This is a genomic window from Streptomyces sp. NBC_00539 (genome assembly GCF_036346105.1).
Classification (GTDB): Bacteria; Actinomycetota; Actinomycetes; order Streptomycetales; family Streptomycetaceae; genus Streptomyces.
Genome location: NZ_CP107811.1, coordinates 3046743 through 3060666 on the forward strand (window position 1 = coordinate 3046743; position 13924 = coordinate 3060666).

14 protein-coding genes are annotated in these 13924 nt (G+C 70.0%); 1 reads left to right on the top strand and 13 read right to left on the bottom strand.

The window, feature by feature from the left end; genetic code table 11:
* Positions 1-11: 11 nt before the first annotated feature.
* The 11 genes from nuoK to OG861_RS13465 are packed head-to-tail and all read right to left on the bottom strand — an operon-like array spanning position 12 to position 10693.
* The gene (nuoK, locus tag OG861_RS13415; RefSeq protein WP_007265827.1) at positions 12-311 is read right to left on the bottom strand and encodes an NADH-quinone oxidoreductase subunit NuoK; all 300 of its coding nucleotides are present in this window, start codon (positions 309-311) and stop codon (positions 12-14) included.
* Positions 308-1120: an NADH-quinone oxidoreductase subunit J gene (locus OG861_RS13420; RefSeq protein ID WP_329197392.1), complete on the bottom strand. Its 813-nt coding sequence runs from the start codon at positions 1118-1120 to the stop codon at positions 308-310. Before OG861_RS13420 ends, nuoK begins: the two co-directional genes overlap by 4 nt.
* Positions 1117-1734: an NADH-quinone oxidoreductase subunit NuoI gene (gene nuoI / locus OG861_RS13425; RefSeq protein ID WP_329197390.1), complete on the bottom strand. Its 618-nt coding sequence runs from the start codon at positions 1732-1734 to the stop codon at positions 1117-1119. The genes OG861_RS13420 and nuoI overlap by 4 nt, the downstream gene beginning before the upstream one ends.
* Positions 1727-3091: an NADH-quinone oxidoreductase subunit NuoH gene (gene nuoH, locus OG861_RS13430; protein WP_329197388.1), complete on the bottom strand. Its 1365-nt coding sequence runs from the start codon at positions 3089-3091 to the stop codon at positions 1727-1729. Before nuoH ends, nuoI begins: the two co-directional genes overlap by 8 nt.
* Entirely contained in the window at positions 3088-5595 is a 2508-nt protein-coding gene (locus tag OG861_RS13435) for an NADH-quinone oxidoreductase subunit G (protein ID WP_329197386.1), read from the bottom strand. The genes nuoH and OG861_RS13435 overlap by 4 nt, the downstream gene beginning before the upstream one ends.
* Positions 5592-6965, bottom strand: a complete 1374-nt coding sequence (gene nuoF / locus OG861_RS13440) for an NADH-quinone oxidoreductase subunit NuoF (RefSeq protein ID WP_329197385.1) — start codon at positions 6963-6965, stop codon at positions 5592-5594. Before nuoF ends, OG861_RS13435 begins: the two co-directional genes overlap by 4 nt.
* Positions 6965-7714 carry an NADH-quinone oxidoreductase subunit NuoE gene (nuoE, locus tag OG861_RS13445; protein ID WP_329197383.1) on the bottom strand — a complete coding sequence of 250 codons (750 nt, stop codon included), beginning with the start codon at positions 7712-7714 and terminating at the stop codon, positions 6965-6967. The genes nuoF and nuoE overlap by 1 nt, the downstream gene beginning before the upstream one ends.
* Positions 7711-9045 carry an NADH-quinone oxidoreductase subunit D gene (locus OG861_RS13450; protein ID WP_329197380.1) on the bottom strand — a complete coding sequence of 445 codons (1335 nt, stop codon included), beginning with the start codon at positions 9043-9045 and terminating at the stop codon, positions 7711-7713. The genes nuoE and OG861_RS13450 overlap by 4 nt, the downstream gene beginning before the upstream one ends.
* Positions 9045-9767: an NADH-quinone oxidoreductase subunit C gene (locus OG861_RS13455; RefSeq protein WP_329197379.1), complete on the bottom strand. Its 723-nt coding sequence runs from the start codon at positions 9765-9767 to the stop codon at positions 9045-9047. Before OG861_RS13455 ends, OG861_RS13450 begins: the two co-directional genes overlap by 1 nt.
* Positions 9764-10318, bottom strand: coding sequence for a NuoB/complex I 20 kDa subunit family protein (locus OG861_RS13460; protein WP_007265818.1), 555 nt, complete (start codon positions 10316-10318; stop codon positions 9764-9766). The genes OG861_RS13455 and OG861_RS13460 overlap by 4 nt, the downstream gene beginning before the upstream one ends.
* Before the next feature lie 15 nt (positions 10319-10333).
* Entirely contained in the window at positions 10334-10693 is a 360-nt protein-coding gene (locus OG861_RS13465) for an NADH-quinone oxidoreductase subunit A (RefSeq protein WP_190182942.1), read from the bottom strand.
* A 775-nt stretch (positions 10694-11468) separates the two neighbouring features.
* Between OG861_RS13465 and OG861_RS13470 the strand changes: the two genes are divergently transcribed.
* Positions 11469-12317, top strand: coding sequence for a C40 family peptidase (locus OG861_RS13470; RefSeq protein ID WP_329197376.1), 849 nt, complete (start codon positions 11469-11471; stop codon positions 12315-12317).
* A gap of 157 nt (positions 12318-12474) precedes the next feature.
* Here OG861_RS13470 and OG861_RS13475 read toward each other — a convergent pair whose 3' ends face one another.
* Positions 12475-13458 carry a hypothetical protein gene (locus tag OG861_RS13475; protein WP_330261710.1) on the bottom strand — a complete coding sequence of 328 codons (984 nt, stop codon included), beginning with the start codon at positions 13456-13458 and terminating at the stop codon, positions 12475-12477.
* A gap of 16 nt (positions 13459-13474) precedes the next feature.
* The gene (locus OG861_RS13480) at positions 13475-13885 is read right to left on the bottom strand and encodes a hypothetical protein (protein ID WP_330261711.1); all 411 of its coding nucleotides are present in this window, start codon (positions 13883-13885) and stop codon (positions 13475-13477) included.
* Positions 13886-13924 lie beyond the last annotated feature (39 nt).

Below are 13924 nucleotides of genomic sequence, written 5' to 3' on the forward strand. Positions count from 1 at the left end.
GTGAAGGCCCCTTACAGCTTCATCAGGCTGGCGTCGTCGACCGAGGCCGAGTGGCGGGTACGGAACAGCGACACGATGATCGCGAGGCCCACCACGACCTCCGCGGCGGCGACGACCATCGTGAAGAACGCGATGATCTGACCGTCGAGGTTGCCGTGCATCCGGGAGAAGGTGACGAAGGCGAGGTTGCAGGCGTTGAGCATCAGCTCCACGCACATGAACAGCACGATCGCGTTCTTGCGGATGAGTACGCCGGCCGCACCGATGGTGAACAGCAGGGCGGCCAGGTACAGGTAGTTGACCGGGTTCACTTCGAGGCCTCCTCTCGGCCGAGGCGCTCCGCCGACTTCTGCTCCAGCGCCTTGAGGTCCTCCAGTGCCTCGCTCGACACGTCACGGATCTGACCGCGGGCCCGCAGCGTCTTGTTGACGGTGAGCTCGGACGGGGTGCCGTCCGGCAGCAGACCGGCGATGTCCACCGCGTTGTGCCGGGCGTAGACGCCGGGTGCGGGCAGCGGCGGGAGCTGGACGCCCTCGCGCACGCGCCGCTCGGCGAGTTCGCGCTGGGTGGCGGCCCGCTCGGTGCGCTCGCGGTGGGTGAGCACCATCGCGCCGACGGCCGCCGTGATCAGCAGGGCGCCGGTGATCTCGAAGGCGAAGATGTACCGGGTGAAGATCAGCTCGGCGAGGCCTTCGACGTGCCCGGCGGAGTTGACCCGGCCCAGGCCGTTGAAGTGGGTGAGCTTGGCGTTGGCGATGCCGGCGATCAGCAGGATGCCGAAGCCGAGCCCGCACAGGGCGGCCAGCCAGCGCTGCCCCTTGATGGTTTCGGTGAGCGAGTCCGCGGCGGTGACGCCGACGAGCATCACCACGAAGAGGAACAGCATCATGATGGCGCCGGTGTAGACGACGACCTGGACGACGCCCAGGAAGTACGCCCCGTTGGCGAGGTAGAAGACCGCCAGGATGATCATCGTCCCGGCCAGGCACAGCGCGCTGTGCACGGCCTTCTTCATCAGGATCGTGCACAGCGCGCCGATCACGGCGACCGTGCCGAGGACCCAGAACTGCACGGCCTCACCCGTGGAGGTGGCCGAAGCCGCGGCGGCGAGGGCGCTCATGCGTCCACCCCCTCGGGTTCGGCCGCGTCCTGCCCGGCGCCTTCGGCGACCTCGCCCTTGGACCGCGCGACCTGCCGGGCGGTCCCCGGAGCCGCGCCCGTCACCAGACCGCGGTAGTAGTCCTGGTCGTCGGTGCCCGGGTACATCTCGTGCGGTGCCTCGACCATGCCCTCAGTCAGGCCGACCAGCAGCTGTTCCTTGGTGTAGATCAGCGATTCGCGGCTGGAGTCGGCCAGCTCGAACTCGTTCGTCATCGTCAGCGCCCGGGTGGGGCACGCCTCGACGCACAGCCCGCACAGGATGCAGCGGGCGTAGTTGATCTGGTAGACCGCGCCGTACCGCTCACCCGGGGAGTAGCGCTCCTCCTCGGCGTTGTCCGCGCCCTCCACGTAGATCGCGTCGGCCGGACAGGCCCAGGCACACAGCTCGCACCCGATGCACTTCTCCAGACCGTCGGGATGGCGGTTGAGCTGGTGCCGCCCGTGGAAGCGGGGTGCGGTGGTCTTGCGCTGCTCCGGGTACTGCTCGGTGAGGCGCTTCTTGAACATGGCCTTGAAGGTCACGCCGAAGCCGGCCACCGGGTTCTGCCACTTCTCGTTCTCGGCGTCAGACATTCTCACCACCCTCCTCTCGGTCACTGTCAGTATTCGCCCCGCCACTGACAATCAGCTCCCGCTGCCCGCGAGGCCGCCTGCGCGGCACGGGCGCCGGCTGCTGACCGGGCTTGGGGGGTACGGGGAATCCGCCCGCCATCGGGTCGAAGGGCTCGTCCGCCGCGCCGGCGGCGCCCTTCGCCCGGTCGTCCCGCTTGTGGCGGAACAGGTCGGCGACGAAGGACAGGAGCAGTACGGCGATCACCGCGCCGCCGACGTACAGCACGATCTGCTGGAAGTCGTAGTTCTCGTTCCGCAGCGCCCGCACGGTCGCCACCAGCATCAGCCAGACCACGGAGACGGGGATGAGGACCTTCCAGCCGAGCTTCATCAGCTGGTCGTAGCGCACCCGGGGCAGCGTGCCGCGCAGCCAGATGAAGAAGAACAGCAGCAGCTGCACCTTGATGACGAACCAGAGCATCGGCCACCAGCCGTGGTTCGCGCCCTCCCAGTACGTCGAGATCGGCGCGGGGGCCCGCCAGCCGCCGAGGAAGAGGGTGACCGAGACCGCCGAGACGGTGACCATGTTGACGTACTCGGCCAGCATGAACAGTGCGAACTTGATGGAGGAGTACTCGGTGTTGAAGCCGCCGACCAGGTCGCCCTCGGACTCCGGCATGTCGAAGGGGGCGCGGTTCGTCTCCCCGACCATGGTGATGACGTAGATGATGAAGGAGACCGGCAGCAGGACGATGTACCAGCGGTCCGCCTGCGCCTCCACGATCTTCGAGGTCGACATCGACCCGGAGTAGAGGAACACCGACGCGAACGCCGCGCCCATCGCGATCTCGTACGAGATCATCTGCGCGCAGGAGCGCAAGCCCCCGAGCAGCGGGTACGTGGAGCCCGAGGACCAGCCGGCGAGGACGATGCCGTAGATGCCGACCGACGCCACCGCGAGGACGTACAGCATCGCGATGGGCAGGTCCGTCAGCTGCATCGTGGTGCGCTGGCCGAAGATCGAGACCTCGTTGCCGGAGGGCCCGAAGGGGATCACCGCGATGGCCATGAACGCCGGGATCGCCGCGATGATGGGGGCCAGGACGTACACGACCTTGTCGGCCCGCTTGACGATGACGTCTTCCTTGAGCATCAGCTTCACGCCGTCGGCGAGCGACTGGAGCATGCCCCAGGGGCCGTGCCGGTTGGGGCCGATGCGCAGCTGCATCCAGGCGACGACCTTGCGCTCCCAGACGATGGAGAAGAGCACGGTCACCATCAGGAAGGCGAAGCAGAACACCGCCTTGACGACGACGAGCCACCAGACGTCCTTGCCGAAGAGGGACAGGTCCTCCGCGGCGAGCTGTACCGGATTCACGCGTCCACCTCCGCAGTGCTGTCGCCCGCGCCGGACGGGACCGCCGGGCCGATGCGTACGAGGGCGCCCGGGCGGGCGCCGGTGTCGGCGAGGACGCCGGAGCCGGTGGAGTTCAGCGGCAGCCAGACCACCCGGTCGGGCATCCGCGTGATCCGCAGCGGCAGTTCCACGGACCCGGCCGGGCCGGTGACCGCGAGGACGTCCCCGTCCTTCACGCCCGTCTCGGCGGCCGTGGCCGCCGACAACCGGGCGCTCGCCTCGTGCCGGGTACCGGCCAGGGCGGCGTCGCCGTCCTGGAGCCGGCCCTGGTCCAGCAGCAGCCGGTGGCCCGCGAGGACCGCCTCGCCCGCGCCGGGCCGGGGCAGCGGCGCGGTGTCCGCACCCTGCTCGGCGGCGCGCTCCCCGGCCCACGGGCCGAGCCGGCCCAGTTCCCGCCGGACGGCCTGTACGTCGGGCAGCCCGATCGACCGGTCGGCCGCGTCGGCCAGCATGTGCAGCACGCGGTGGTCGGCGGGGGCGAGCCGGCGGGTCATCTGGTCCGGCTTGAGCGCCGCCTCGAACGGCCGCACCCGGCCCTCCCAGTTGATGAAGGCTCCCGCCTTCTCGGCCACCGCGGCGACCGGGAACACCACGTCGGCGTGGTCGGTGACCTCGCTGGGCCGCAGCTCCAGCGAGACCACGAACGCCTCCTGGAGCGCGAGACGGGCACGCACCGGGTCGGGCAGGTCGGCCACCTCGACACCCGCGACGAGCAGCGCGGACAGCTCCCGCCCGGCGGCCGCCTCGACGATCTGGCCCGTGTCACGGCCGTAGCGGTGCGGGAGTTCGTCCAGCCCCCAGGCGGCCGCGACCTCCTCCCGGGCCCGCGGGTCGGTGGCCGGGCGGGCACCGGGCAGCAGCGACGGCAGCGCGCCCGCCTCCACGGCGGCCCGCTCCCCGGCCCGGCGCGGGATCCACACCAGCTGCGCGCCGGTCGCGGCCGCCGCCCGTACCGCGGCGGTCAGCGCGCCCGGCACCCCGGCCAGGCGCTCCCCGACGACGATGACGGCGCCGGGCTCGCGCAGCGCTTCCGCGGCGGCGTGGCCGCCCTGCTCCAGGCCGGTCCGCGAGGCGAGCGCGTCCAGCCAGTCGGGTTCGGTGCCGGGGGCGGCGGCCAGCAGGGTGCCGCCCGTCTTCTCCAGGCCCCTGGTGGCGAACGGGGCGAGGCCGAAGGTCCGCTGCTTGTGCTTGCGGTGGGCCTTGCGCAGCCGCAGGAAGACCCCGGGAGCCTCCTCCTCGGACTCGATGCCGGCCAGCAGCACGGCGGGCGCGGCCTCCAGGGAGGAATACGTCACCCCGCCGCCCGCCAGGTCCTTGCCGGTGCCGGCCACGGTGGCGGCCAGGAACTCCGCCTCCTCCGCGCTGTGCACCCGCGCCCGGAAGTCGATGTCGTTGGTGTCCAGCACCACGCGGGCGAACTTGGCGTACGCGTAGGCGTCCTCGGCGGTGAGCCGGCCGCCCGTCAGCACCCCCGCCCGGCCGCGCGCGGAGGCCAGCCCCTTCGCGGCGGCCTCCAGCGCCTCGGGCCAGCTCGCCGGGGCGAGCACCCCGTCGGAGCCGCGCACCAGCGGGGTGGTGAGGCGGTCGGGGCGCTGCGCGTAGCGGAACGCGAAGCGGCCCTTGTCGCAGATCCACTCCTCGTTGACCTCGGGGTCCTCGGCGGCCAGCCGGCGCAGCACCTTCCCGCGCCGGTGGTCGGTGCGCGTCGCGCAGCCGCCCGCGCAGTGCTCGCACACGCTCGGGGAGGAGACGAGGTCGAAGGGGCGGGCGCGGAAGCGGTACTCGGCCGAGGTGAGGGCGCCGACCGGGCAGATCTGGATGGTGTTGCCGGAGAAGTACGACTCGAACGGGTCGCCCTCACCGGTGCCGACCTGCTGGAGGGCGCCGCGCTCCAGCAGCTCGATCATCGGGTCGCCCGCCACCTGCGTGGAGAAGCGGGTGCAGCGCGCGCACAGCACGCACCGCTCGCGGTCCAGCAGTACCTGCGTGGAGATCGCGACCGGCTTCTCGTACGTCCGCTTCTTGCCCTCGAAACGCGATTCGGCGTTGCCGTGCGAGAGGGCCTGGTTCTGCAGCGGGCACTCGCCGCCCTTGTCGCAGACCGGGCAGTCCAGCGGGTGGTTGATGAGCAGCAGCTCCATCACCCCGCGCTGCGCCTTGTCGGCGGCCTGCGACGTCAGCTGCGTCTTGACGACCATGCCGTCGGTGCAGGTGATCGTGCAGGAGGCCATCGGCTTGCGCTGGCCCTCCACCTCGACGATGCACTGGCGGCAGGCGCCGACCGGGTCGAGGAGCGGGTGGTCGCAGAACCGGGGGATCTCGATGCCGAGCTGTTCGGCGGCCCGGATGACCAGCGTCCCCTTGGGGACGGACAGTTCGATGCCGTCGATGGTCAGCGAGACCAGGTCCTCGGGCGGAACCGCCGCCCCGCCGCCGCCCGCCGGGGCGTTAGTGGTGACGGTCATGCGTTCACCTCCGTGTCAGCCCAGAGGGTCGACTTCTTGGGGTCGAAGGGGCAGCCCTTGCCCGTGATGTGCTGCTCGTACTCCTCGCGGAAGTACTTGAGCGAGGAGAAGATCGGGCTGGCGGCGCCGTCGCCGAGGGCGCAGAACGACTTGCCGTTGATGTTGTCGGCGATGTCGTTCAGCTTGTCGAGGTCGCTCATCACGCCCTTGCCGGCCTCGATGTCCCGCAGCAGCTGCACGAGCCAGTACGTGCCTTCCCGGCACGGCGTGCACTTGCCGCAGGACTCGTGGGCGTAGAACTCGGTCCACCGGGTCACCGCACGGACCACGCAGGTGGTCTCGTCGAAGCACTGGAGCGCCTTGGTGCCGAGCATGGAACCGGCCGCGCCGACGCCCTCGTAGTCGAGCGGGACGTCGAGGTGCTCGTCGGTGAACATGGGGGTCGAGGAGCCGCCGGGGGTCCAGAACTTGAGCCGGTGCCCGGGGCGCATCCCGCCGCTCATGTCGAGCAGCTGGCGCAGGGTGATGCCGAGCGGGGCCTCGTACTGGCCGGGACCGGCGACGTGCCCGGAGAGCGAGTACAGCGTGAAGCCGGGGGACTTCTCGGTCCCCATCGCCTTGAACCAGTCCTTGCCCTTGTTCAGGATCGCGGGAACCGAGGCGATGGACTCGACGTTGTTGACGACAGTGGGGCACGCGTAGAGGCCCTCCACGGCGGGGAAGGGGGGGCGCAGCCGGGGCTGACCGCGCCGGCCTTCGAGGGAGTCGAGGAGCGCCGTCTCCTCACCGCAGATGTACGCGCCCGCCCCCGCGTGGACGGTGATGTCCAGCTTGAGTCCGCTCCCGAGGATGTTCTCCCCGAGGTAGCCCGCCTCGTACGCCTCGCGCACCGCCTCGTGCAGGCGCCGCAGGACCGGCACGACCTCGCCGCGCAGGTAGATGAAGGCGTGCTCCGAGCGGATCGCGTAGCAGGCGATGACCATTCCCTCGATGAGGGAGTGCGGATTGGCGAACAGGAGGGGGATGTCCTTGCAGGTTCCCGGTTCCGACTCGTCCGCGTTCACCACGAGGTAGTGCGGCTTCCCGTCGCCCTGCGGGATGAACTGCCACTTCATTCCGGTGGGGAAGCCCGCGCCGCCGCGCCCGCGCAGACCCGAGTCCTTGACGTACGCGATGAGGTCGTCCGGGGTCATCGCGAGGGCCTTGCGCAGGCCCTCGTAGCCCTCGTGGCGCTGGTAGGTCTCCAGCGTCCACGACTCGGGCTCGTCCCAGAACGCCGACAGGACGGGCGCCAGGAGCTTCTCCGGGCTCCCTCCCCCGGCCTGCGGTCGGGGGGCGCCCTCGTTGCTCAGTTCGGAAGACACCGACATCACTCCCCTCCCTCGGTGCCGGCCCCGCCACGCGCCTCACCGCGCGGGTGCACGATCGGGGTGTGCGGGGACTCGCCGCGGGCGATGCGCAGGCCGATCAGCGAGGCGGGACCCGCGCCGCCGCCCGCCTCCACCGCGCCCTCGCGCTCGTCCGGGAACCCGGCGAGGATCCGGGCCGTCTCCTTGTACGTGCACAGCGGCGCGCCCCGCGTGGGCACGACCTGCCGGCCGGCCAGCAGGTCGTCCACCATCGCCTTCGCGGACTCGGGGGTCTGGTTGTCGAAGAACTCCCAGTTGACCATCACCACGGGCGCGTAGTCGCAGGCCGCGTTGCACTCGATGTGTTCGAGGGTGATCTTGCCGTCGGGGGTGGTCTCGTTGTTCCCGACGCCCAGGTGCTCCTTGAGCTCGTCGAAGATGGCGTCACCGCCCATCACCGCGCACAGGGTGTTGGTGCAGACGCCCACCTGGTACTCGCCGGACGGCTTGCGCCGGTACATCGTGTAGAAGGTGGCGACGGCCGTCACCTCGGCGGTGGTCAGGCCCAGCGTCTCGGCGCAGAACCGCATGCCGGTGCGCGTGACGTGGCCCTCCTCCGCCTGCACGAGGTGCAGCAGCGGCAGCAGCGCGGAGCGGCTGTCGGGGTAGCGGGCGATGACCTGGGCGGCGTCGGCCGCCAGCCTCTCGCGGACCTCTGCCGGGTAATCGGGGGCCGGGAGCTGGGGCATGCCCAACGACACGTCTGTCATCGGTCGACGCCTCCCATCACGGGGTCGATGGAGGCGACGGCGACGATGACGTCGGCGACCTGGCCGCCCTCGCACATCGCCGCCATGGCCTGGAGGTTGGTGAAGGACGGGTCGCGGAAGTGGACCCTGTAGGGGCGGGTGCCGCCGTCGGAGACGACGTGGACGCCGAGCTCGCCCTTGGGGGACTCGACGGCCGCGTACGCCTGCCCGGCCGGGACCCGGAAGCCCTCGGTCACCAGCTTGAAGTGGTGGATGAGGGCCTCCATCGAGGTGCCCATGATGGTGCGGATGTGGTCGAGGGAGTTGCCGAGTCCGTCGGGGCCCATCGCGAGCTGCGCCGGCCAGGCGATCTTCTTGTCCGCGACCATCACCGGGCCCGGCTCCAGCCGCTCCAGGCACTGTTCGACGATCCGCAGCGACTGGCGCATCTCCTCCAGGCGGATCAGGAACCGCCCGTAGGAGTCGCAGCTCTCGGCGGTCGGCACGTCGAACTCGTAGTCCTCGTAACCGCAGTACGGGTCCGACTTGCGCAGGTCGTGCGGCAGGCCGGCGGAGCGCAGGATGGGGCCGGTGGCACCCAGGGCCATGCAGCCGGTCAGGTCGAGGTAGCCGACGTCCTGCATGCGGGCCTTGAAGATGGGGTTGCCGGTGGCGAGCTTGTCGTACTCCGGCAGGTTCTTCTTCATGGTCTTCACGAAGTCGCGCAGCTGGTCGACGGCGCCCGGGGGCAGGTCCTGGGCCAGGCCGCCGGGGCGGATGAACGCGTGGTTCATGCGCAGGCCGGTGATCAGCTCGAAGACGTCCAGGATCAGCTCGCGGTCGCGGAACCCGTAGATCATGATCGTCGTCGCGCCCAGCTCCATGCCGCCGGTGGCGATGCACACCAGGTGGGAGGAGAGCCGGTTGAGCTCCATCAGCAGGACGCGGATGACGGTGGCGCGGTCCGGGACCTGCTCGGTGATGCCGAGCAGCTTCTCGACGCCCAGGCAGTACGCCGTCTCGTTGAAGAACGGCGTCAGGTAGTCCATGCGCGTCACGAAGGTGGTGCCCTGCGTCCAGTTCCGGAATTCGAGGTTCTTCTCGATGCCGGTGTGCAGGTACCCGATGCCGCAGCGGGCCTCGGTGACCGTCTCGCCGTCGATCTCCAGGATCAGGCGGAGCACGCCGTGGGTCGACGGGTGCTGCGGACCCATGTTGACGACGATCCGCTCGTCGTCCGCGCGGGCCGCCGACTGCACGACCTCGTCCCAGTCTCCGCCGGTGACGGTGTAGACGGTGCCCTCGGTCGTCTCGCGGGCGGACGCGTGCTGCGATGTGTTCGGCGTGTTCATCAGCTGTACGACCTCCGCTGGTCGGGAGCCGGGATCTGGGCGCCCTTGTACTCGACGGGAATGCCGCCGAGCGGGTAGTCCTTGCGCTGCGGGAAGCCCTGCCAGTCGTCCGGCATCATGATCCGCGTGAGGGCGGGGTGCCCGTCGAAGACCAGGCCGAAGAAGTCGTACGTCTCGCGCTCGTGCCAGTCGTTGGTCGGGTAGACGGAGACGAGCGAGGGGACGTGCGGGTCGCTGTCGGGGACGCAGACCTCCAGGCGCAGGACCCGGCCGTGGGTGATCGAGCGCAGGTGGTAGACCGCGTGCAGCTCGCGTCCCTTGTCCTGCGGGAAGTGCACGCCGGATACGCCGGTGCACAGCTCGAAGCGCAGCGCCGGGTCGTCGCGCAGGGTGGAGGCGACCCGGACGAGGTGCTCGCGGGCGATGTGGAAGGTGAGCTCGCCCCGGTCGACCACCGTCTTCTCGATGGCGTTCTCGGGAACCAGGTCCTGTTCCTCCAGGGCTCCTTCGAGTTCGTCGGCGACCTCGTCGAAGTACGAACCGTAGGGGCGGCTCGTCGCCCCGGGCAGCGCCACGGTGCGCACCAGACCGCCGTAGCCGGTGGTGTCGCCGCCGTTGTTCGCGCCGAACATGCCCTTGCGGACCCCGATCACCTCGGGGCCGGCCGAGCCCCGGGGGGCGGGCACGTTGTTGCCGTTGTCCACGGCGGGGTCGTCGCTCACCGCAGGAGCCCCTTCATCTCGATGGTGGGGAGGGCCTTGAGGGCCGCCTCCTCCGCCTCGCGCGCCGCCTCTTCCCGGTTCACGCCGAGCTTGGAGCCCTGGATCTTCTGGTGGAGCTTGAGGATCGCGTCCATCAGCATCTCGGGCCGGGGCGGGCAGCCGGGCAGGTAGATGTCCACGGGCACGATGTGGTCGACGCCCTGGACGATCGCGTAGTTGTTGAACATGCCGCCCGAGGAGGCGCAGACGCCCATGGAGATCACCCACTTCGGGGCGGGCATCTGGTCGTACACCTGCCGCAGCACCGGCGCCATCTTCTGGCTGACCCGGCCGGCCACGATCATCAGGTCGGCCTGGCGCGGGGAGCCGCGGAAGACCTCCATGCCGAAGCGGGCGAGGTCGTAGCGGCCCGCTCCGGTGGTCATCATCTCGATGGCGCAGCAGGCGAGGCCGAAGGTGGCCGGGAAGACGGATGACTTGCGCACCCAGCCCGCGGCCTGTTCGACGGTGGTCAGCAGGAAGCCGCTCGGCAGCTTCTCTTCCAGTCCCATGGAAAATTCAGCCCCTCAGTCCCATTCCAGGCCGCCGCGGCGCCAGACGTAGGCGTAGGCGACGAAGACGGTGAGCACGAAGAGCAGCATCTCGACGAGCCCGAAGATCCCCAGGGAGTCGAAGGTGACGGCCCAGGGGTAGAGGAAGACGATCTCGATGTCGAAGACGATGAAGAGCATCGCCGTCAGGTAGTACTTGATCGGGAAGCGGCCGCCGCCGGCCGGCATCGGAGTGGGCTCGATGCCGCACTCGTACGCTTCGAGCTTCGCCCGGTTGTACCGTTTTGGGCCGATCAGCGTGGCCATGACCACGGAGAAGATCGCAAACCCTGCGCCGAGGGCGCCGAGCACGAGGATGGGCGCGTACGCATTCACGCTCCTCGCTCCTTCCAGTCGTCCTTGACCGTTGGACCGCTGTGCCGGCGCCGAGCGCCCCGCCCCGCGAAGATCTTGCACATGTGAGGCAGTTCACAAGCCGGACTGCTGCGCATCTTATGCCTGCCGATCTGTGATCTGCGACACGGGTTACAACAACGAGTTTGTGATCTCCACCACCCGACGAACGATCATGAAGTCCGATGAGCGGTGATCTTCATACGCAAGGCATCCACATGGTCACCAAAGGTGACATCCGCAGTCGTCACCCCAGGTCGGAGCGGGGTTCCACTATCAAATGATGGCCATTGCAGGCAAATTGGCAACCAGGCGGACCCGGTGGTAAGGGAATCGGCGTCGCCCGCCCGGGGGAGCGGCCGGGGACGGAAGTGGACGCGGGGGCGGCCGCGGGGAACCCGCAAGATCACGGGCTTCGGAAGCTGTGCATCCGTTCACGAACCCCACGGGAAGGCCACAGCGTGATCACGGACCGGCCACAGCGCCCGCACAGCGGTGGGTAACTGTGACCTGCGCCACATGGAATCGAGGCCGCCGAAAGGGGGCTTGGCCAACTGTCGGGCGGAATGGTAGGCGCGGTTCAATTCGGACTTATTAGAGAAACCCCTTGATCACAGGCTTATGAGGGCCCGGTCCGTTTCGCCCGTTACGGCGTCAATATCCCGCGCGACGCGCCCGGTTAGCGCCCTTCGCGCGCAACTGTGGCGCACACCACGTTTCTTGAAGCCAACGGCTGCGCCCTGATAGCGGTTGTCCCATGTCCCACACCGCTCACATACCCAGCCACCGGAAGCCCCGCCGCAGCACCTCGAAGCTCGCGGTCCGCGCCGGAGTTGCCGGTGGCGTCCTCAGCACCCTCGCCATGGCCGGCACCGCGAGCGCGTCCCCGTCCGCCGAGCCCGTGGCCGAGACGACGCTCGAAATGCCGGTCCTGAGCCTGGACCTGACCGCCGACGTCGCCTCCGCGGTCACCACCGCAGCAGAGAACACCCGTGTCGCAGCCGTCGAGGCGGCCGTCACCGGCGAGCTGAACGCCCAGGAGGAGAGCGCCCGCAGCGGCGCCGCCGCCGAGGCCAAGCAGGCCAAGGAAGAGGCCCAGCAGAAGGCCGAGAAGAAGGCGAAGGAGGAGGCGGACCGCAAGGCCGAGGCCCAGCGCGCCACCCGCAGCGCCGGTCGCACCACCCTCCAGACCGCCTCCGCGTCCGCCGGCACCTCCGACGACGGCGAGGGCACCGTCACCGCCCCGGCCACCGGCTCGGCCTCCGCGATCATCAACTTCGCCCGCAACCAGGTCGGCAAGGCGTACGTCATGGGCGGCACCGGCCCGTCCTCGTACGACTGCTCCGGCCTCGTTCAGGCCGCGTACCGCCAGGCGGGCATCTCCCTGCCGCGCATGTCCCAGGACCAGTCCTCGGAGGGCACCTCGGTGTCGCTGAGCAACCTGCAGCCCGGCGACGTCCTGTACTGGGGCTCCCGCGGCAACGCGTACCACGTCGCCCTGTACGTCGGCGGCGGCAAGTTCATCGGCGCGCAGAACCCCAGCACGGGCATCGTCGAGCGCAGCCTGAGCTACGACATGCCGACGGGCGCCGTCCGCATCCTCTGACGCCGCTGAGGCCCTCCAGGCCTCCCCAAGGGCCCCACAGGCCTCCTGAGCCGCTCTCAGGAGCCTTGAGGGGCCCTCCCGGCCGCCCCGCGCACGACGCAAGGGCCGGTACTCCCCCGCTCGGGGGTGGAGTACCGGCCCTTCGTCGTGCCCCGGTTCAGCCGACCGAGGCCGCCAGCTTGAAGCGGGCGTCGCGCTGCTGCTCGTAGAGGGCGAGCGTCTCCGCGTTCTCCTCGACGAGCCGCTGCTGATAGGCCTTCTCGACGGCGTACCAGATCCCCACGAGGTTCACCTCTCGCTTGCAGGTGACGTCGGCCTTGGCCGCGGAAACGGCCTTGGCGCCTCCCAAGTCGCTCTGGAGACCCAGCTTCTCGACCACCTCGTACGGGGTTTTGATCCCGGTGTAGCCGGACTTGTCCATGCAGGCGGACCACCTGCGCAGGACGTCGACGACCCGCGAGTCCCCCTTGGAGCGGTCGTGCGCCTCGCCCGCCAGGCCGAAGGCGAAGAGGAGGTCCACGCTGTCCTTCGCCGGCGCGTACAGCCTGCGGTACCCCTCCCGCCCGCAGCCCCCGGCGGGCACCTTGCGGCCACCGACCTCGATGCCGCTGTCCACGCGGGCGGCGTCCTCCTCGTTGAGCGCGTCGGGGGCGGGCGGTGCGCCCTGCCCGCCGCCGCCCGGCGTTTCACCGTGCAGGACGGTGTACGCGCTGTCGCTCAGCTTCGGGGAGGGCGGCTTGGCCGGCTTCCCCTCGCCCGCGGTCTTGTCGTACCCGTGGGCCGCCGCCTTCGCCGGATCGGCCAGGCCGAACAGATAGGCGTGCCGGTCCTCCGCCGCCGCGGCCGGGGCGTGCTCGACCGCCGTCACCCCCTCGTACGTGAACCCGTACCGGGCCATGCACCGGGCGACGAGGCCCTCCTGCACCCGGCCCATCCGCAGGGCGTCCGCCTCGGTGTCCATGTAGGCGTCCATGGGCAGGGAGAGGGAGGCGGTGGCCGGGTTCACGGCGATGGCGCCCAGCTCCGGCTCCCCGCCCCCGCTCCCGGCCCCGGCGTCCGAACAGCCCGCCAGGAGGACCGCCGCCAGGAGCGCCCCCGGGACGGGAACCCGGCGCCGGCGGGCGGTACGCGATGCGGACAACTCCCCCACGCCCGGCTCAGGCGTGGAGGGTGTAGGTGGACGAGCTGATCGTGTTCTTGAAGGTGGACGAGGCGTTGCCCTGGTAGTTCGACGGGATTTCGCCGACATTGCCGTCCATGTTGGCGTCGGTCGCCACCTTCCACGCGTAGACGTCCCGGTTCTTGTAGGACTCGGTGTTGTCGTTCACCAGCGAGGTGCCGCCCGTGCAACCGCTCTTGAAGTAGTTGTCGTTGAAGTTGAGGTCCTCGCCGTATAGGTCGAAGACACAACCGGACTGGTACTGGTTGTAGAAAAGGCCGAACTCGTCGACTTCGAGAATTCCGTCCTTGCCGTACGCCGCCGACGGGCCCGCCGCGGCCAGCAGGATCGCAGCGGTCGAAACAGCGGCGATGCAGCCCGTCGCCAGATTCCGGAATGCCTTGTCCATCATGTGCTCCTCGTCCTCGGGATGGAACCGTTCCGTTCC

Bases quoted from the DNA above. Each gene is read 5' to 3' on its own strand.
- OG861_RS13420 (WP_329197392.1), bottom strand. From the start codon at position 1,120: ATGAGCGCCCTCGCCGCCGCGGCTTCGGCCACCTCCACGGGTGAGGCC.
- nuoI (WP_329197390.1), bottom strand. From the start codon at position 1,734: ATGTCTGACGCCGAGAACGAGAAGTGGCAGAACCCGGTGGCCGGCTTC.
- OG861_RS13435 (WP_329197386.1), bottom strand. From the start codon at position 5,595: ATGACCGTCACCACTAACGCCCCGGCGGGCGGCGGCGGGGCGGCGGTT.
- nuoF (WP_329197385.1), bottom strand. From the start codon at position 6,965: ATGTCGGTGTCTTCCGAACTGAGCAACGAGGGCGCCCCCCGACCGCAG.
- nuoE (WP_329197383.1), bottom strand. From the start codon at position 7,714: ATGACAGACGTGTCGTTGGGCATGCCCCAGCTCCCGGCCCCCGATTAC.
- OG861_RS13450 (WP_329197380.1), bottom strand. From the start codon at position 9,045: ATGAACACGCCGAACACATCGCAGCACGCGTCCGCCCGCGAGACGACC.
- OG861_RS13460 (WP_007265818.1), bottom strand. From the start codon at position 10,318: ATGGGACTGGAAGAGAAGCTGCCGAGCGGCTTCCTGCTGACCACCGTC.
- OG861_RS13470 (WP_329197376.1), top strand. From the start codon at position 11,469: ATGTCCCACACCGCTCACATACCCAGCCACCGGAAGCCCCGCCGCAGC.
- OG861_RS13480 (WP_330261711.1), bottom strand. From the start codon at position 13,885: ATGGACAAGGCATTCCGGAATCTGGCGACGGGCTGCATCGCCGCTGTT.